This window comes from Bacillus pretiosus, from assembly GCF_052947655.1.
Window position 1 is genome coordinate 4,341,546 of record NZ_CM129593.1, and the last position, 19,073, is coordinate 4,360,618.

Genomic DNA, 19,073 nt, shown 5'->3' on the forward strand with positions numbered 1-19,073 from the left:
GCGCTCTTTTCTTAATGCACTTTAATCTGTTGTATATAATAATTATCATATGTTACTTTATATTTTTTACACCTCTTGCACATACATCAATTTTTAAACAAACAAAAAACCTTGTTATCAAAAGATAACAAGGTTTTTTTAGCGTCCCAGGAGAGATTCGAACTCCCGACCGTACGCTTAGAAGGCGTATGCTCTATCCGGCTGAGCTACTGGGACATGGAGCGGGTGAAGAGAATCGAACTCTCGACCAGAGCTTGGAAGGCTCTTGTTTTACCACTAAACTACACCCGCATATGTTATTTTATTTTTCTTCGTTAGCGCTGTTGCCCTATCGACAATATTTATTATATGTATAACCATACATAAAGTCAACACCTTTTTTAAAAGAGGATAATTTTTCTTATCCTCTTTTAAAAACTGCTTGTTCAACTAGTTGTCCGTCTAATGTTTCAAAACGAACTTCCATTTGATTTTCATCCATTTCTAATAAAGCAAATGTCTTTTCTACACGCTGACGTGGCAATAAAATACTGCCTGGATTAATAAATAAAACGTCATCGATTAATTCTGCACCTAATACGTGAGAGTGTCCGAAGCATGCAACTTGCGCCCCTACCTCTTCCGCATGGTACGCTAATGTTTGTAATGTCATTTTCACGTTATGACGATGTCCGTGCACAACTACGAAACGAATGCCATCTACATCAGTTACAATTTCATCTTGAAAGTTAGCGTAATCACAGTTCCCTTTTACAACATGGAAACCTTGCAGCTCTTCATGAGCAGGCGTTAGCTCTGAATCACCGCAATGAATCATGACATCTACTTTTCCTTCATAGTTCTCTTTCAACTGCTGTAATTCCTTCACGGAGCTATGACTATCGCTTACGATTAAAGCTTTCATCAATCTCTCTCCCTTATTCTCCTAAAAACCATTCAGGGATTTTTTCTTCTAGCTTACGAAGAGCACGTCCACGGTGGCTAATGGCATTTTTCTCATCTGAACTTAGTTCCGCCATCGCTCTTTTATATTCTTCCACATAAAAAATCGGATCATATCCAAAGCCGTTTTCCCCGCGGCGCTGCTCTAAAATATACCCTTCGCACGTCCCGTTTACAATGACAGGCTTTTTATCCCCTTCAGGGAAAGCCACTGCTAATGCACAGTAGAAACGAGCTTTACGCTTTTCAAACGCTATTTCATTTAATTCTTGTAACACTTTATCAATATTCGCTTGATCATCTTTCGGCTCTCCAGCAAAACGAGCTGAATACACGCCTGGTTTTCCATTTAAAGCATCTACAATAAGACCTGAATCATCCGCGATTACGATCGCATTCAGCTGTCTACTCAGACTATCCGCTTTTAAGATCGCATTTTCTTCAAATGTTTCACCAGTTTCTTCGACTTCTTCAATATGAGGAAAATCGTGCAATGATTTTACTTCTAAATCAAATCGCTCAAATAACTCAGCAAATTCACGTACTTTCCCTATATTTTTTGTCGCTACAACAACTTGTTTCATACTTTCCACCTCTACTCTATATGAGATACGATGTCACCTAACGCTTCTTTTTGCATGTCGATTAGTTGGAAGATACCTTGTTCCGCAGCATCAAGTAATTCATTTAACTGCGCTCTGCTAAACGTCGCCTCTTCTCCAGTTCCTTGCACTTCAACAAACTGACCTTTTCCAGTCATAATTACGTTCATATCAACGTCTGCTTTAGAATCTTCTGCGTAGTTTAAATCTAAAACAACACCTTGCTCTTCAACAATTCCTACTGACGTTGCTGCTAAATAATCTTTTACTGGAATTTTAGATACTTTTTCTGCTTGTAATAACTTCTCAAACGCTAATACCATTGCTACATATGCACCTGTAATAGAAGCAGTTCTCGTTCCACCATCCGCTTGAATAACATCACAATCAATCCAAACCGTTCTCTCACCAAGTGCTTCTAAGTCAACTACCGCACGTAATGCTCGTCCAATTAAGCGCTGGATTTCCATTGTACGTCCTGTTACTTTCCCTTTACTTGATTCCCTAATTGTACGTTGTTCTGTTGCACGTGGAATCATCGCATATTCAGCTGTTACCCAGCCCTTTCCTTCTCCACGCATAAACGGTGGGACACGCTCTTCAATTGTCGCTGAGCAAATTACCTTTGTATCCCCAACCTCAATTAATACTGATCCCTCTGGATGTTTTAAATAATTCGTATGAATATGTATATGGCGTAATTCTGTTTTCTCTCTACCATCTACTCGCATAAAAATAACCTCCTCATAACTACTTGTTAGTATAGCCAAATTTAAATGTATGATATGTATACAATAAAAGAAGAGGAACCCAAAAAGCAATTCCCCTTTCTTACTTAAGTATATCAAATTATTGAAGATTAAAAACTACCTGTATTCACGTTTTCTGGACGATCGACAGGTTTTATTAACTTTCCGCCCTTTTCATCTATAAGATTCGCTTTACCATTTACTTCAATAGAAACACTTTTCACGCCTTTCTTTTCTGTTAAAGATAAAACTAACGACTTCAATACGTAATTTGAAACCATATTTTTATCTGGGTTTATAAATATATTTTCATTAAAGTTTAATGTAAGATTTCCATCTTGTAACTTCGGATTCGTAATCAACTTAACTCCTGGATTAAAATCATTCAGAAGCGATTGATGAATCGGTCCTTTTACAAGTTCATCTACAATTGCTGCATAATCATTTTCTTTTCCTTCTACAACGCGGCGTGTTACTGGTACGTAGTATTGCTGCTTATTATTATTTTGTGCCATAAAATAAAGTGTAACCGGTTTTGTATTTGTTACATCCGCTACTTGTTCATCATCGAAGTTGATACCATTAGCACGGCTCACCCCTTCACCAATCGGTGTACCACCAACAGGCATCTTTGCCAATTTCTCACCATTTATTTGGAACTGCACTTGTTTTATTTCTTTAAATTGCGTCAACGTCCAGGCTATTGACTCAACCATCTGACGCTCTTCCTCTTTTGCATAGTTTTTCATTTCTTTAGAGAAATCAATGACTGCCGTCCCATCTTTTTTCAAATCTAGTGTCATCGATGTATTCGCTGGAATGACTGCACGGAACCCATTCGGTAATAAATTCGTTACCGGTCCATCTTTCACAAGGTACTCTAACGTTTGCTGAATGACCTCATTCGCTTTCGGAGTAGGTATAGCTAACGTTTGCGGTACAACATAGCCATTTTTATCAACAAGGTATAGTTCTCTATTCACCGTTTGTCCTTGCTTATCTTTCTTAGCTACTTCTTTCTTTCCACCCTCTGTATACGTAACTTGTTTTGGCGGATCAATTTGTTCCGTTGCTTTCTCCTGATTTATAAAGCCACACCCTGTTAGTAAAACAGCGCTCACAGTAGCACCAACAACCCATTTAAAAGTGGATTTAGGCATGCCATTCCCCCCTAAAATCTAAGTTTGTACTATTATGTATACGAGCTGTTTCACTTTTTAGAACAAGCTGTGCTTCCTATAAACAAAAAAACTCCTGATTTCTCAGGAGCTCACTTATATGGATTCTACTATTATTCTTTTTCTAAATGAATATGTTTCACATTTTCAATCGGTTGACCGAACCATTTTGATGCAATTTCTTTAAATAGGCCTATTTTTCCTGTCGTTAAGAAGAGATGATCACTTTGTTCCTCTCCCTCATTCAACATTTTACTATGGTATAAAATTGTACTTACTTCGCGCGCTGTTTCATCACCTGAACTAATGAGTTGTACTTTATCTCCCATTACTTTTTTAATAACAGGACCTAAAATTGGATAATGTGTACAACCTAAAATAAGTGTATCAATATCAGTATTTTTCAGCGGTTGCAACGTTTCTCGTACAACTTCATACGCCATTTCACTTTCAAAATTCCCACTCTCTACAAGCTCAACGAAAGGCGGACACGCTAAACTTTCTACCATAACACGGTTATTAATAGACTTTAGCGCTTCTTCGTATGCACCACTTTTCACCGTTCCAATCGTTCCAATAATCCCAACATGATACGTGTTTGTCACTTTTAAAGCTGTACGTGATCCTGGGTGAATAACTCCTACCACTGGAATTGGTAATTGTTTCTGCATCTCTTCTAATACAACCGCGGTTGCTGTATTACACGCAATAACTAACATTTTGATATTTAAATCTAGTAAATGCTCCGTCATTTCCCACGTAAATTGACGCACTTCTTCTCGAGAACGTGGACCATAAGGGCAACGTGCCGTATCCCCTAAATATATAATACGCTCTTTCGGCAACTGACGAATTAATTCCTTCGCTACTGTTAAACCGCCAACTCCTGAATCGATAACACCGATTGCTCTATTCAACTTCATCACCCGTTTTCTCATTCATCATCTTATTTTATCATTATATTTTACACACTTTAAGTTCGCTAACTTAAACTGCTTCTGTATGAAAATTTTCATTTGTACCTGTATAGACTAGGACTTTTTTATTTTGCTCCTTTTTTTCATAATTTGCAAGACAGAAAAATAACCGACCTTCTATATGAAAGTCGGTTTCTTCTATATAAAGCGCGTATTTATTGCTCCATCTTTTTTTGGAAAGAAGACATTCCTATTAATAAGAAGAAATGAGAAGAAATTAAAATGACAATTAAAATAAAATTCAAACGATAACTATTTGTAGATTCCATAATTTTGCTCGCTACAGCTGGTCCAAATGCCATACCGAAAAAGTTAATTAAATTATATAAACCAAGACCGACTCCAACTTTAGTTGGATGTAATGTTTTCGGTATAAATGTGTTTAATGATACTTGAATAGCTGAATAACTCATAAATGTTAAAATAATCGCCACTACAATAACGACTATGTTCCCATTCGGAATAAACCCTAAAATTAAAAAGCCAACGATCATAATGACAGACGCTACATAAATCATATTCACATTTCCAAAGGAAGGGACAATTTTTCCAGTAATAAAACTAGATACAATACCAAAGAGTGATGCAATAAACAATGCAATTCCGATAACGAATGGAGACAATCCGTGCTCTCTTCCTAACAGCAATGGTAATAATAATAAACTAGCACATAACGCCACATTCATTATAAATCCGACCGCTATTAAACGAAGAAATGGTTTATTTGCAAACAACTCAATATCAATAAATGGATGCTCCGCGTTCTTCATACGAACCGTGAATAAAAATAAGAAAACTACCGATAACACAAATAGCCAACTATTAATATTTACACCTAATAAAACAGTCGTAATGAACGCAAATAATAACACCGCTCCAATGTAATCAAAATGAAACGCTTCATCCGTATGCTGTGCTTCTTCTGGCATAAATTTTATAAGTAAGAAAATCCCAACTACTGAAATAACCATAAATAAAAATAAATATGGCCAACCCAATGTATTTGTAATAGCCCCGCCAACTAAAGGACCAATACCTATTGCTAATGCAATAGAAGAACTGATCATCGCTAATGCATCAGGCTTCTTATCAGGAACAACTAATTTTGCCACTGCAATCATACTAAGCGCAATAAACGCCGCTCCTCCACTCGCCTGCACTAATCTTGCAAGAATGGTAATCGTATAAGATTGATTCATAAATCCAATAATAGAACCCGCTACAAATATGATGATTGAAATAATTAATAGTTTTTTTACACTGTAACGATCAGCCAGCTTCCCATAGATCATCGAACCAATACCGACAACCAAGGAATAACCTACTACAACCCACCTTACTTTCGATTGGCTAATGGATAAATCATTAGCAATATCTTCTAACGCTACATTAAATAAAACCGCATTCATCGGTCCTAATAAAACGATAAAACATAATGTGAAAACAAACCATTTTGAATGGTTACTTATATCTTTCCCCATGTGTAACACCTCTCCTGATTGTAGTAGCTGCAAATGAAAATAAAGTTGTTTAGCGCTTCTCTCAACACTAAACAACTTCATCAAATGTATAAATTTATCGCGCGACAAACTGAATTCGAAACGAAACATGTACGTTGTTCGATATTCATGGAACTATCATAGTTTCAGCATTACAGTTTGTCAACGAAAAATATACAAAGTAAACTAAATTAGTGTTTTTAGTTTACTTTGTTCAAAAATTGTTATACACTAATTTCGAATCCGATATAAGGAGGACTGACGTGGTTATTCAAGTTTGCAATTTCTAACTTAATAAAATTAAGTAAATAAAGAGCTTTTATATAGAAGAAACATTATAGGAGGATTATGATGAAGAAAAAAATGTTAGTCGTATTAACGAGCGTAGAAAAATATCCAAATTTAAATAGAGCTACTGGTCTTTGGCTTGGTGAAGCTGTCCATTTCGTTAAAAAAGTAGAAGAAGCTGGTTACGAAGTAGATTATGTCAGCCCACAAGGCGGTTATACACCAATTGATCCGCATAGTTTAGCAATGGCGGAGAGCATCGATTGGGAATGGTATCAAAAGAAAGAATTTATGAATCGTCTCGGTTCTACAATGAAACCGAGTGAAGTGAATCTAGCAGACTACTCCGTCATTTATTACGCAGGCGGTCACGGTGTAATTTGGGACTTCCCAGAAAATAAAGAACTTCAAATGATTAGCCGCAACATTTATGAAAATGGCGGAATCGTTTCCTCTGTTTGTCACGGAGCTGCTGGTTTATTTCATATCACATTAAGTAATGGGGAACGTTTAATTAGTGGTAAAAAAGTAACAGGTTTTTCAAACGAAGAAGAAAAACTAGCTGAATTAGATCAATTTGTTCCATTTTTAACAGAAGATGAACTCATTAAAAATGGAGGACTTTACGAAAAAGCTGCGCAACCTTGGGAAGCTTATGCTATAGAAGATAATCGTGTTATCACTGGTCAAAACCCAGCTTCAGGTGGTTCAGTAGCTAAATTAGTATTACAACACGTAAACAAATAACAGGTGATAAAAAAAGCAGGTTTTCCATTATCATAGGAAAACCTGCTTTTTTACGAAATCATTTGCAAAATAGCAATAACTTCTTTTTCAATTTCGGAATCATCAATTGTATCTATATACTCTGGTTTAAAAAGTTGATACTTCTTCAATTGATAAAAATCAAGTATCGCTTTCTTTAACGTAATATCGTACTGAATACAAAAAGAATGATCTATAATACGTCTTAACATCACATCATCTTGCACCATAAATAATTGTGCGTTCATTTTATTAAAGTAGCCTTGTTCCATACCCGCTTCAAAAAACATTTGCAAATTATGATTACGATTTTGTTGTGCAGTGACTAGCTGATCAGATAAATGCGGATATGCCTCTTTCAAATCTTGTAAAAAGACATCAGAAATATATGTCACACATTTTAAAGAGTGGATAAACGTCTTTTGGAAACGTTCTGCAAAAGACATACTTTCATCTTGATTATCCGCATCTCCTTCAAGAAGATAGTTCATAAAATCTTCTACCACCGCTTCAATAATCTCATCTTTTGAAGAAAAACGTTTATATAAAGTAGCTTTACTAATATCCATATATTTCGCAATTTCATCTATTTTCAATTGGCTAAAACTCGTTTTTCTAATAACGGGCTTTATTTTATTAATATAAGTATTTGCACACGCAACTTTTCTCATTAAAAGAGCCTCCCCTTTTGTCCATACAAAATAGTATAGCAAATTCACGATTAATTATAAATGAAGTCACTATACTCAATACATCTTTTTAGTTTAAATCTTTTTCATTTACACTACTGAAAAAATGCCCGCTACCTTTATGAGTAGCGAGCACCTTTTCTATAATTTATTTACAGCTCTTCTTATAGCTTTCCCTATTTCCATACTAGACTGCGGGTTTTGCCCTGTAATTAAACGCCCATCTACTACTACATGCGGTGTGAAATTTGGAGCAACATAAAACAAAGCTCCTTCTTCTTTCAATTTACTTTCTAATAAAAACGGCACTCGCTTTTCTAAATGCACAGCTTTTTCCTCATCGTTTGTATAACCTGTTATACGCTTACCGGCAACAAAAAACGAGCCATCTTTATTTTTCACACCGACTAAAGAACTTACTCCGTGACAAACAGCCGCTACAATCCGATTATTGTTGTACATATTCTCAATCAAATTTGCAACATATGGATTACCTGGAAAATCTACAATTGCCCCGTGCCCACCACCAAATAAAACCGCATCATAATCCGAAAAATGAACATTTGAGATCGGCTTCGTATTTTGCAATAAAGAAGCGACATACTTAAATTCACGAGGTATCCCGTTCGGAATAGACACTCTATCAATAGGTACTTTACCGCCCTTTATCGACACAATATCAACATCGAACTTAGCTTTTTTAAATACATTATAAGGAGCTGCGAGCTCTTCCAGCCACAAACCAGTCGGGTGTCCATTCATATCATGAGCGCTTGTTGAAACTAACAATATCCTTTTCAACATATCCCCCCTCCTTACTACCTATTTATGTATGGAATGTTCTTATCATTCATATAGCAAGCGGAAAAAACGATAACAACAAGTTGACTTTTATACAAAAGGTCAGCTTGTTGTTATCGTTTGAATTCTTTCGTACGAAGATTTTCACAACCTTATAACTTTTATCTCCAACGCCACGCAATCGTGTTATCCTCCATATGAATAGCAGGTATATCAATCCCTAAATACCGCTGATTATCCTCATCAAAAACAGACCAATTTCCTTCATATAAAAATTCAGGATCTATGCTTTCAAAATCAAATCCACTATCTTCGTCTACCATCTCACGAAAATATTTTTGGAACGGTTTACTATTTTCATATAGACGAATTGTTCCATACATCCATGGCATGTCTCCAAAAACATCTTTAATTTCACCTATCTCCATATCCTTAAAATACAACTTCATATTTGCACCTTCTTATTTGTAAATGACACAGATACCTACCCTGAATGCCTCATCATGTTCTAAAGTAGTTATTTTTAACGTTTCTTTCTTAAACATATCTTCCTTCTCAAAGTCTGAAATACCTTTTTAAGTTCAAAATATAAACAGAAAAATAGCCGACTCTTCATATAAAAGTCGGCTTTCTTTTTATAGTTCGAGCTCTCCCATGCGAAGAAGCTCAACAACTGCTTGTGAACGTCCTTTAACTCCTAGCTTTTGCATTGCGTTTGAGATGTGGTTGCGTACTGTTTTTTCACTGATAAAAAGTTCACCTGCAATTTCCTTCGTTGTTTTATCTTGAACCAGTAATTCAAATACTTCTCTCTCTCTCTTTGTGAGTAACGGTTTAGATTGATACGCTTTTTCCTTCAACTGGTATAAACCTCCTTGCTTAAGCCAGAGCCGTGTATGTGTAAGTTGGGTGTTTATTTAGTCAAGATATTGTATGAACGAAATGTGCGGGTGGTGAATGAAAATAGGCTTTATTTCACATGTTATTTTAGACTTTTATACAGTGCAGACACTCTTTGTATCCACTCACTTTTCATTACGCCATATTTGTTCTAGTAATATGCTGACAACTGTACCTACGAACAAACCATTTCCGAATATATATTGCATAACAGATGGCAGTGATTGGAGTGCTCCAGACGGTAAAAACATAACACCGCTTCCAAATAATACAGAAACTCCTAAAACCGTTACATTCCTTTCGCTCATTGGCACTTGTTTTATATTATGAAACCCAATTCCAATTAACTGTACGAACGAAGCCATTAAAACCGCAGATGCGACAGCGGGTGGTAACGATGCTAAGTAACGAATAATATTTGGAAACAACGACATTACGACTAGTAACAAACATGCTAGTAAGAACGATCGTATATATTTTTGTTTCGTTAAACGTATAAATCCTGCCGTTGCTGGTAACGGCACGACACCTACAGTTGAAAATACAGAAGAAATGATATGCGAAATCCCTCCAACCCACGTACCACCCTTCAACTGTTTTTGTTCAATAGTCCCCTTTTGAATGGTAGCTTGATTAATTGCTATAATAGCTGCCACTGTATTTGAAACTAAAATACATACCATAACGAAACTGGATACAGCCATACCTGTATTCCACTTTGGAAGTCCCCAAGCAAATATTTGCGGAAGTTGCACAAAATGAGTTACTTGAGATGGAATCGTCATTTTTCCTGCAATGAGAAAAAGAATCCACCCACTAATTAATCCTATTAAAACCGCATAACTTTTGACAAAACCTTTTCCGAAGTTAGATAGTATAATAACGAAAAGAAATATGCTAAACGCAATTATCGCTGTAAATCCATCGATTTGAGAAACAGTAGCAGTAATTCCTAGCATTCCTTTTAGAAATACACCGCTTAATTGTAAACATAATAAAAGTAAAAACGTCCCTGTCACAAGCGGCGTGAATAAAAATAAAATACGTCCGATAAAACCAGTGACTCCTAATCCTATTAAAATAACACCGGAAATTATCATTCCTAATTCTAAAATTTGCAACGTACTATGTAATTGATCTTGCCCGGCCGTTGCATAAGCAAGTACGGTAAATACTCCAACCCACGATCCAGCTGGTCCATCCGCAATTGGTAGTCTATGTCCAAGCCACCCTTGTAAAAAAGAAGATATACCAACTACAAAAAACGTACGCTGCATTAAATAAAATATTTCTTCCGTTGTAAGATAAAATAATCCGCCAACGACAATTGGTAGTGCGATTGAATTCGCTAATAAAAATATAAACCATTGCAAAGTTCCCATAATATGATTTTGGTTATGTTGATTGTCCAAATTTTTCATCCTTTCTAGCTTCCCTGTAAGAAATATATTGCAAGCATAACAAAGAAGGGTTCTACACTCACAATTAGAACCCTCCTCAAAACATTTACACGATTCTTTTACACAAGATTATTTAATTCCACCTCATTTAAACTTCCAACAACAATATTCCCTTTATGCACGACTAAACGTTTCTCTGTTTGACGCGCTACCGCTTCAGCAGTACATGTTGCATTCGTCAAAACAAAACTCGCTTCATCTCCTACATTCGGCCATGCTCGCTTCCCTTCATTGTTTAACGTTTCTTTTCCTCCCGTAATAAAGTGAAGGGCTTTTCCTAAAGACCTTTCGTCACTCCAGCCAAAACGTTCCGCTAATCGATTTGCCTTTTGCAGCATATCACCTGTGCCAAACGGTGACCAATGATCAGTAATACTATCATTTCCTAATGAAACTTTCACACCTTTTTTATCTAATAACGGAATTGGGATTACTTGTTTCCCAATTGGCACCGTTGAAGTAATATCAATATTTAAAGCAGCTAGTCTTTCCGCCACTTCTTCAACTTCTTTATCCGTAACACCACCAAGTCCAAGTGCATGACTAATTGTTACGCGACCTTGCCATCCCGCTTCTTCTGTTAAACTTGCCAATCGCTTCATCGTAAACGTCCCAAGATTATTCGCATCATGCAGATGAATATCAACATCCGCATTAAATTCTACTGCGATATCCATAATGGTATGTAATGATTTTTCAATATCATTATCCACTGTAGCTGGATCCACTCCACCGACTAGATGCGCACCCATACGCATCGCATCTTTCACAAGTTGTACAGAATTACTACGCAATAATCCATGTTGTGGAAAAGCAACAATTCTACCAGAAACCTGATTTTTATATGTTTCCAACGCCGCTAACGTCGCCTCCAAATTACCAAGTCCAATAATCGGATCAACATTACAATGCGTTCTTATATTCGTTGCACCATTTCGAAGCAATAACGCTAACATATTTTCCGCCCTATCTTGAGCAGTTGCTAATTGCTTCGGCAGAATTTTTTCTTCTTCATTAAAACGCGTAAAAATATTCTCTGCTGGCATACAAGCTTTCCAAGGGCCACTATAATATGTCTTATCAATATGAATATGCATCTCTTCGAAAGCTGGCAAAATCAATAAACGATTAGCATCAAGAATTAATACTCCTTCCTCTTGAACAGCCCCTGCTATCATTTTTTTAATTCGTCCATCTTCAATGAGTAAACTACATAACTCTGTTTCTGTTTGGGAAATTCTCCCCTCTTCATATGTATACCCCGATTCAAGCATTACATTAGTCAGCCAATATACTGTCATCTCTATTTCCCCCACCCTTTATTAAAAGTTACCTCTTACTATAATTTTAATATCAACTGAAAATTAAGACAATTAATACGACTGTTCCCTAAAAAAAATGTAATACAACCGCATAGTCTTCTCATAAATTTCCATATAGAATAGAATTATATAGCTTGCTATAAAGTGAAACTTTGATCAGTGGGGGGGTTGTTCATCCCCCCACTGATCATTAGTTAAACCAATCGGGCTTTTACGGGCAGTTAATCCCCACCTAACTTCTTTGCTTTCGCTGAATTTTTAGGTGGAGTTCTTACTGCTCGTTAAAGCGGGATAAAAAGGAGTGGATTGGAAGATGTCAAAAAGGTTATGTAAATCCGAAACTGATAAAATGCTATTTGGTATATGTGGCGGTTTAGGAGAATATTTTGATATTAGCTCTACCCTCATTCGCATACTTTGGGTCATTGCTGTTTTATGTTTTGGGACTGGTTTTTTAGTTTATTTCATTTGTTTATTACTTATGCCACGTTCGTACTAGTGGCATCCTGCATATACTTAATCGAAATATAAAAAAATCACCTATAGAATTCTATAGGTGATTTTTTTATGAAGAATATTTCATCGTTAAATGTAATACTGCTACTTCATCTTCTTCATTTCTATAACTATGTTTTTTATTCGCTTCAAATTGAATAGAATCAAACTCATTCAATTCGTATACATCGTTTTCCACTTGAATCGATACTTTCCCTTTCATTACCGTTACAAGTTCAATAGCACCTTCATGATGAGCTTCTGGTTCATATATACTATTCGACCTTAAACAAGCACGGTGCATTTCCATCCCCGTTTCTTTCGTATAGCGGAACATCGTTTCTAAATGCCATGCTTGTCCTACATCTACTGCAAATCCTTCTCCGCAGCGCGCCACAGCTACAGGTTCTCCAACAACCATCAATCTCGATAAAGGAATCGATAACCCTTTCGTTATTTTCCAAATGACAGCTAACGTCGGATTCGTTTCACCTCTTTCTATCTTTCCTAATGTTAATTTACTAACCCCTGTTTTTTGGGCTAATTCTTCTAAACTTAATTTTTGTTCATTTCGAATTTGTCTTAATAGCTGACCTACTTGCTGAATGACTTCTTTCGTTTGCATATCTTCATGTTCTTTCATCTATAAAACCACCTTAAAGTATAAAATAGTTTACTTTTATTATTTTTAAGTATATTATACTATACATAATCATCAAATTCCGAAAGGAGTGCTATACTTCATGCGCGCAATTTTATTAGGCCTTTTATCATCAGCCTTTTTCTCCGCAACCTTTATTATTAATCGAGCGATGAATGTATCTGGAACGAGCTGGGCCTGGACAGCTTCCTTCCGTTTTTTATTTGCTCTCCCTATTTTATTCCTTATCGTTTTATTTCGCAAAAACTTAAGGGGTTTATGGGAAGAATTAAAGAAACATCCATTAGCGTGGATCGGATGGGGTTCCGTTGCTGGTATTGGTTTCTATTCTTTATTAAGTTTCGCAGCTGTCTTTTCTCCAGCTTGGCTCGTTGCTGGAACTTGGCAAGTTACTATATTAGCAGGTTTACTTTTATCACCATTATTCTTCGTTAAATTAGAAACGAAATCAGGCACAAAACTTGTACGCGGAAAAATTCCACTTCGTAGTTTATATGTCGCATTATTTATTTTACTTGGTGTAATTTGTATGCAAGCGACTGCAGCAGGTCATATTACAATGACTCAGTTCATTTCAGGTTTTTTACCTGTCGTAGTAGCAGCCTTCTTATATCCATTCGGCAACCGAAAAATGATGGAACTTGTTGGCGGACGTCTTGATACGTTCCAACGTGTATTAGGAATGGCAATAGGAAGTCTACCTATAACAATTTTACTTGGTATATATGGATTTTCTACTACCGGTATTCCAACATCCAGCCAAATGTTGCAAGGATTTTTGTTAGCCTTATGTTCTGGCGTGATTGCGACGATGACATTTTTCTTTGCTACTGACTTAGCCAAAGATAACCTCTCTCTACTTGGAGCTGTTGAAGCAACGCAAGCTGGAACGATGGTCTTTACCGTGCTTGGCGAAATTGTTTTCTTGAATGGTTCATTTCCTGGTGGTCTTTCCCTACTAGGAATGATTATTATTATGTTAGGAATGGTTGCAAATAGCGTTTTAAACCGTTCTGCTCCAGTCGTTAAGCAGAAAAAAACTGCATAAAAAAGAGTATAGTTCTCTAACAAAGAACTATACTCTTTTTTTATTGTCCCCCTATTTCGCCTTATCAGAATAGTATTTCATTAGCTGTTTATACTAAAACCTATGTTATAATACGTTTCATGCGCAATATTAGGAGGTAAATTATGTTAAAAAAAGCAATCGCTGAATTTATTGGTACATTTGTACTTGTATTATTCGGAACTGGAGTAGCTGTCATTGGCGGCGGAATTGAAGGAATTGGAACATTAGGAATCGCTATGGCTTTCGGTCTATCTATTGTGGCTATGGCATATAGCATCGGAACAATTTCTGGATGTCACATTAACCCAGCAGTATCAGTAGCTATGTTCATCAACAAAAGAATGAACGCTATGGAACTTTGTTATTATGTATTAGCTCAAATTTTAGGTGGTTTATTAGGAACTGCAACGTTAGTAACGATTTTACGCTCTGCTAAAACACCTTTAGATAATTTAGGACAAAATGGTTTTGGAACTCTTGGTTTATCTGGAGCATTTCTAGTTGAATTTATTTTAACTTTCGTATTCATTTTAGTTATCGTTGCTGTAACAGGTAAAAAAGGAAGTTCTTCTCTAGCAGGATTAGTAATTGGTTTCACATTAGTTTTAGTTCACTTATTAGGAATTCCGTTAACTGGAACTTCTGTTAACCCAGCTCGTAGTATCGCACCAGCTCTATTCGCTGGCGGAGAAGCACTTTCTCAACTATGGGTATTCATCGTAGCACCAATTCTTGGTGGTATCGTAGCAGCTATTGTTGGTAAATTCATTTTAAATACTGAAAAATAGAATTTTCAATATTTCTGAATAAAAAAAGGCGAGCCCTCATTATGAGGTTGCTCGCTTTTTTACTCTTTCATTTTAGACTTTAAGTTTGTAACTAATTGATCTACCGTTACATTTGCAAGTACGTTTTCCATCGCTTCTTGCGCTTGCATTAAAATAATTTCTAATACTGATTGAATATTAGCTCCTACTGGACATTCAATGTTGGGATTTTCATGGAAGGAAAATAGTTGTCCTTCTTCTACAACTTCCACTGCTTTATATACATCAAGTAATGTAATTTCTTCTAAATCACGAGCAAGTGTCGTACCACCTTTACCAGCTTGTACATCAACAAGTCCTGCTCTCTTCAACATTCCTGTAATGCGACGAATCACAACTGGATTTGTATTCACACTACCAGCAATCCATTCAGAGGTACAGCGAGAGTTTCGATCTATCGCAAGTAACGTTAACATATGAACACCTACTGTAAAACGACTACTAATCCCCATCTGCACACCCTCCTTTTTATTCATTCTATTAAAAGACGACTCTTATTATTATATACTATTTTTAATTTATACATAAAGAAAAAGCATGATTCCAATAGGAAATCATACTTTTCTCTCATTATTGACGCTTTATAAACTTCGCTAAATCTTTAAATTTCACTTTATCTGAGTAATTCATTACGCCATTTACGTAAATGCGGCTTGCAAGCATATTGATGATAACGATAGTCACCAATAAAATTACTAACGTCACACCAATTTCTACAGCACCTGCTTCACCAGCTACAAGTCTTGAAAATGTAACCATAGGTGTAAAGAATGGAATATATGAACTAACTACAGCTAATGTACTATTAGGATCAAATAATGATTTAATACTAATGAAAAATGCTGCTATACCTAACATAGTAATTGGGAACGAAAGAGATTGCACATCCTCAATTTTTGATACAACAGCCCCAACCGCTGCATATAACATTGCATATAGTAAGTAGCCCGTAACAAAATATACAACGAACATACTAATTACTACCGCATCCAATTTAGAAAAGTCTAGTGTAAGTCCTATTAAAGATGCGTTTTCTAAATCTACCCAACCTAATAGATATGGTACAAGAAAACCGAAGGAAGCAATAACTAGTAATAGTAAAGCGCTAGAAACAATTGCTAAAATTTTGGCATGTAGCATTGTTAATGGTTTTACTTTCGGAAGCATTAACTCCATAACACGAGATGACTTTTCAGAGGCTATCGTCGTCCCAATTGCAGTTCCAAACACAATAATAAACATATATAAAGCAAACGAAAAAACATAACCAATTCCAAAGGAAGATGCATGATCCTTTACTGCTTCTTGTTTTAACGGAATTTCCATCTGTAACTGTTTTGCTACTTCGGTAGATACATTATTTTTTTCAATCATTACCGCTGTATACTGTTCCTTTAAATAACTTGCCATAAGTGTAGCAGTTGATTGACTCGGAAAACCACTATACATATACGTCACTTCCGGAATACCATTCTTTTCTGTAATATGGAATAAACCGTCTAAATCCCCATCTTCCACTTGCTTACGTAGCTCATTAAATTTATCCTTATTTTCTACAGTTACTTTAGCAGACGGAAGTAACTTTGTTACATCACTTTCTTGCACTTTATAAGTATCGCTTTCCGTTACTACCGCAAATTTATCTTTTCCTTTATCGTTATCAGCAGTGAAATGATTAAATGCGAAAAGTCCAAACACAACTAAAAATAAAATCGCACTCGTAATTAATGATTTTTTAGATAAAAATGCTTCCCTGAAATAAAATGAAAATACGTGAGAAAATTTACGCATCGTTATTTCGCCCTCTCTACAAAGATTTCGTTTAACGTCGGCTCTAACATTTTAAATTGTCGTAAGGTAACACCTTGTTCTTGCAACTGTTGTAAAATCTTTAGAGCTTCTGCATCATCTTGTACTTGCACATAAAGAAGACCTTGTTGTTTTTCATACGATACATGAATAGCTTCTAATCCCTTCGCATTCTCTTCTGTATCTTCAATCGTTAAATTACGGAAACCGTACTCTTTTTTAATATCACTTAACTGGCCTTTTACGACTGCTTCGCCTTTTTTCAAAATACATACATGTTGGCAAAAAGCCTCTACTTGTTCCATACGATGACTAGATAAAATAATGGTCTTTCCGCCCTGTACTTGTTCTTCAATAATGCTAGCTAACATTCCAGCATTAACTGGATCCAATCCACTAAATGGTTCATCTAAAATGAGAAGTTCAGGATTATGAAGAAGAGCAGCAATTAATTGGATTTTTTGCTGATTTCCTTTTGAAAGCTCTCCTGCCGTTTTAAATTTATATTCCGGTATTGCTAATCGCTCTAACCAGTGATCAATAGCAAGATCTACTTCTTTTTTCGACATTCCTTCTAATCTACCAAAATATCGCAACTGGTCTATTACTCTACTTTTTGTATATAAACCTCTTTCTTCCGGTAAATACCCAATCGTTACCCCACTAGTCCCAAATGATTTTCCATCCCATGTAATAGATCCTTCATTAGGCGTTAATAATCCGAGAAGCATTTTGATTGTCGTTGTTTTTCCTGCACCATTTCGTCCAAGTAATCCTAGCACTTCACCTTTTGGTAACGAAATTTGCAAACCGTTCACTGCTTTTGATTCCCCAAATAGTTTCGTTAAGTTCTGAATTTGTAAACTCAAAGTATAAAGCCTCCCCTTTAATATCATTCATACTCTCTTTCAAAGACTATGTTTATTCAGGATAAAATATAGCACTACACTTCATCCTCTTAGTATGTAACATCTCCTTAATCCATCATTTGTTCTATTTAGTTAAAATTGTAAATAATATCATGTCATTTGTCAATTATAATTGTCATTTCGACAATAAAAGTTGTCAAAATGATTTCCATTATTTTTCTCATCTTTCTAATATAGGACATACTACTATATATACAAAAGACAATATGCAAATGTTCATAAAAAAATTTTTATATTTTAATATATAATATAAGATGATTTTCTAACATCAAGGAGGATACATATGAAGATGAAGAGGGGTATTACCACTTTATTATCTGTAGCGGTTCTATCTACATCGCTTGTAGCATGTTCAGGAACACCAGAGAAAACAGTGGCAAAAGAAGAAAAAGTAAAATTAACAGAACAGCAATTAATGGCTGATTTATGGTATCAAACAGCCGGTGAAACGAAAGCACTTTACTACCAAGGATACAATATCGGTCAATTGAAGCTTGATGCAGCTCTTGCAAAAGGGACAGAGAAAAAACCTGCTATCGTACTTGATTTAGATGAAACGGTTTTAGACAACAGTCCTCATCAAGCAATGAGCGTAAAAACAGGAAAAGGCTATCCGTATAAATGGGATGACTGGATTAATAAGGCTGAAGCTGAAGCCCTTTCAGGCGCAATTGATTTCTTAAAATATACAGAATCTAAAGGTGTAGATATTTACTACATCTCAAATCGTAAAACGAACCAACTAGATGCAACAATTAAAAATCTTGAGCGTGTAGGTGCTCCTCAAGCAACGAAAGAACATATATTACTACAAGATCCGAAAGAAAAAGGAAAAGAAAAACGCCGTGAACTCGTTTCGCAAACACATGATATCGTCTTATTCTTCGGTGATAACTTATCTGATTTCACTGGTTTTGATGGGAAATCTGTAAAAGATCGCAATCAAACAGTTGCAGATTCAAAAGAACAATTTGGTGAGAAATTTATTATTTTCCCGAATCCGATGTATGGCGATTGGGAAGGCGCTTTATATGATTATGATTTCAAAAAATCAGATGCTGAAAAAGATAAAATCCGTCGCGACAACTTAAAATCATTTGATGCAAAATAA

The 19,073-nt window shown here is 35.8% G+C and carries 21 protein-coding genes and 2 tRNA genes; 5 read left to right on the forward strand and 18 right to left on the reverse strand.

Annotated elements, in window-relative coordinates:
- Positions 1 to 142 precede the first annotated feature (142 nt).
- The 8 genes from ACU8YW_RS22330 to ACU8YW_RS22365 all read right to left on the reverse strand — a co-directional run bounded on the left by ACU8YW_RS22330 (position 143) and on the right by ACU8YW_RS22365 (position 5,929).
- A tRNA-Arg gene (locus tag ACU8YW_RS22330) sits at positions 143 to 216 on the reverse strand.
- A gap of 1 nt (position 217) precedes the next feature.
- A tRNA-Gly gene (locus tag ACU8YW_RS22335) sits at positions 218 to 291 on the reverse strand.
- A gap of 109 nt (positions 292 to 400) precedes the next feature.
- A complete protein-coding gene (locus ACU8YW_RS22340) occupies positions 401 to 904 on the reverse strand; it encodes a metallophosphoesterase (RefSeq protein ID WP_097908276.1) in 504 nt (167 codons plus the stop codon).
- Positions 905 to 917: 13 nt separating this feature from the next.
- On the reverse strand, positions 918 to 1,526 hold the full coding sequence (locus ACU8YW_RS22345; RefSeq protein WP_142310503.1) for an XTP/dITP diphosphatase: 609 nt from the start codon (positions 1,524 to 1,526) through the stop codon (positions 918 to 920).
- An 11-nt stretch (positions 1,527 to 1,537) separates the two neighbouring features.
- Positions 1,538 to 2,275: a ribonuclease PH gene (rph, locus tag ACU8YW_RS22350; protein ID WP_001261765.1), complete on the reverse strand. Its 738-nt coding sequence runs from the start codon at positions 2,273 to 2,275 to the stop codon at positions 1,538 to 1,540.
- Positions 2,276 to 2,403: 128 nt separating this feature from the next.
- The gene (gene gerM, locus ACU8YW_RS22355; protein ID WP_097908278.1) at positions 2,404 to 3,453 is read right to left on the reverse strand and encodes a spore germination protein GerM; all 1,050 of its coding nucleotides are present in this window, start codon (positions 3,451 to 3,453) and stop codon (positions 2,404 to 2,406) included.
- Between the two features lie 131 nt (positions 3,454 to 3,584).
- Positions 3,585 to 4,394 (reverse strand): glutamate racemase, encoded by an 810-nt coding sequence (gene racE, locus ACU8YW_RS22360; protein WP_000774000.1) that lies wholly within the window; start codon positions 4,392 to 4,394, stop codon positions 3,585 to 3,587.
- A gap of 209 nt (positions 4,395 to 4,603) precedes the next feature.
- A complete protein-coding gene (locus tag ACU8YW_RS22365; protein ID WP_426934077.1) occupies positions 4,604 to 5,929 on the reverse strand; it encodes an MFS transporter in 1,326 nt (441 codons plus the stop codon).
- Positions 5,930 to 6,298: 369 nt separating this feature from the next.
- Between ACU8YW_RS22365 and ACU8YW_RS22370 the strand changes: the two genes are divergently transcribed.
- Positions 6,299 to 6,982, forward strand: a complete 684-nt coding sequence (locus ACU8YW_RS22370; RefSeq protein ID WP_426934078.1) for a type 1 glutamine amidotransferase domain-containing protein — start codon at positions 6,299 to 6,301, stop codon at positions 6,980 to 6,982.
- Positions 6,983 to 7,032: 50 nt separating this feature from the next.
- Here ACU8YW_RS22370 and ACU8YW_RS22375 read toward each other — a convergent pair whose 3' ends face one another.
- The 6 genes from ACU8YW_RS22375 to ACU8YW_RS22400 form a co-directional block, all read right to left on the reverse strand.
- A complete protein-coding gene (locus tag ACU8YW_RS22375; RefSeq protein ID WP_088064521.1) occupies positions 7,033 to 7,671 on the reverse strand; it encodes a TetR/AcrR family transcriptional regulator in 639 nt (212 codons plus the stop codon).
- A 159-nt stretch (positions 7,672 to 7,830) separates the two neighbouring features.
- The gene (locus ACU8YW_RS22380; RefSeq protein ID WP_046956269.1) at positions 7,831 to 8,493 is read right to left on the reverse strand and encodes a type 1 glutamine amidotransferase domain-containing protein; all 663 of its coding nucleotides are present in this window, start codon (positions 8,491 to 8,493) and stop codon (positions 7,831 to 7,833) included.
- A gap of 158 nt (positions 8,494 to 8,651) precedes the next feature.
- Complete coding sequence (locus ACU8YW_RS22385) at positions 8,652 to 8,939, reverse strand: hypothetical protein (protein WP_048541328.1); 288 nt, start codon at positions 8,937 to 8,939, stop codon at positions 8,652 to 8,654.
- Positions 8,940 to 9,125: 186 nt separating this feature from the next.
- Positions 9,126 to 9,350, reverse strand: coding sequence for a spore germination transcription factor GerE (gene gerE / locus ACU8YW_RS22390; protein ID WP_000659484.1), 225 nt, complete (start codon positions 9,348 to 9,350; stop codon positions 9,126 to 9,128).
- Between the two features lie 165 nt (positions 9,351 to 9,515).
- Entirely contained in the window at positions 9,516 to 10,811 is a 1,296-nt protein-coding gene (locus tag ACU8YW_RS22395; protein ID WP_426934079.1) for a purine/pyrimidine permease, read from the reverse strand.
- A gap of 98 nt (positions 10,812 to 10,909) precedes the next feature.
- Entirely contained in the window at positions 10,910 to 12,151 is a 1,242-nt protein-coding gene (locus ACU8YW_RS22400) for an amidohydrolase family protein (RefSeq protein ID WP_075312488.1), read from the reverse strand.
- 334 nt (positions 12,152 to 12,485) lie between these two features.
- Between ACU8YW_RS22400 and ACU8YW_RS22405 the strand changes: the two genes are divergently transcribed.
- Positions 12,486 to 12,671, forward strand: a complete 186-nt coding sequence (locus tag ACU8YW_RS22405) for a PspC domain-containing protein (RefSeq protein ID WP_000044337.1) — start codon at positions 12,486 to 12,488, stop codon at positions 12,669 to 12,671.
- Positions 12,672 to 12,737: 66 nt separating this feature from the next.
- On the opposite strand, the gene ACU8YW_RS22410 is transcribed toward ACU8YW_RS22405, so the two are convergent.
- Positions 12,738 to 13,310, reverse strand: a complete 573-nt coding sequence (locus tag ACU8YW_RS22410; RefSeq protein ID WP_098764102.1) for a helix-turn-helix domain-containing protein — start codon at positions 13,308 to 13,310, stop codon at positions 12,738 to 12,740.
- A 100-nt stretch (positions 13,311 to 13,410) separates the two neighbouring features.
- Here ACU8YW_RS22410 and ACU8YW_RS22415 point away from each other — a divergent pair, with 100 nt between their 5' ends.
- Together ACU8YW_RS22415 and ACU8YW_RS22420 are read left to right on the forward strand one after the other, a co-directional pair.
- Positions 13,411 to 14,376 carry a DMT family transporter gene (locus ACU8YW_RS22415; protein WP_048541288.1) on the forward strand — a complete coding sequence of 322 codons (966 nt, stop codon included), beginning with the start codon at positions 13,411 to 13,413 and terminating at the stop codon, positions 14,374 to 14,376.
- A gap of 143 nt (positions 14,377 to 14,519) precedes the next feature.
- On the forward strand, positions 14,520 to 15,185 hold the full coding sequence (locus tag ACU8YW_RS22420) for an MIP/aquaporin family protein (RefSeq protein WP_000913204.1): 666 nt from the start codon (positions 14,520 to 14,522) through the stop codon (positions 15,183 to 15,185).
- A gap of 59 nt (positions 15,186 to 15,244) precedes the next feature.
- Here the strand turns inward: ACU8YW_RS22420 and ACU8YW_RS22425 are convergent, their stop codons facing one another.
- The 3 genes from ACU8YW_RS22425 to ACU8YW_RS22435 all read right to left on the reverse strand — a co-directional run bounded on the left by ACU8YW_RS22425 (position 15,245) and on the right by ACU8YW_RS22435 (position 17,902).
- On the reverse strand, positions 15,245 to 15,676 hold the full coding sequence (locus ACU8YW_RS22425) for an Rrf2 family transcriptional regulator (RefSeq protein WP_000512998.1): 432 nt from the start codon (positions 15,674 to 15,676) through the stop codon (positions 15,245 to 15,247).
- Positions 15,677 to 15,794: 118 nt separating this feature from the next.
- Positions 15,795 to 17,015: an ABC transporter permease gene (locus tag ACU8YW_RS22430; RefSeq protein ID WP_088123467.1), complete on the reverse strand. Its 1,221-nt coding sequence runs from the start codon at positions 17,013 to 17,015 to the stop codon at positions 15,795 to 15,797.
- A 2-nt stretch (positions 17,016 to 17,017) separates the two neighbouring features.
- A complete protein-coding gene (locus ACU8YW_RS22435; protein WP_142954172.1) occupies positions 17,018 to 17,902 on the reverse strand; it encodes an ABC transporter ATP-binding protein in 885 nt (294 codons plus the stop codon).
- A 343-nt stretch (positions 17,903 to 18,245) separates the two neighbouring features.
- On the opposite strand from ACU8YW_RS22435, the gene ACU8YW_RS22440 reads away from it, so the two are divergent.
- Positions 18,246 to 19,073: a 5'-nucleotidase, lipoprotein e(P4) family gene (locus ACU8YW_RS22440; protein WP_426934080.1), complete on the forward strand. Its 828-nt coding sequence runs from the start codon at positions 18,246 to 18,248 to the stop codon at positions 19,071 to 19,073.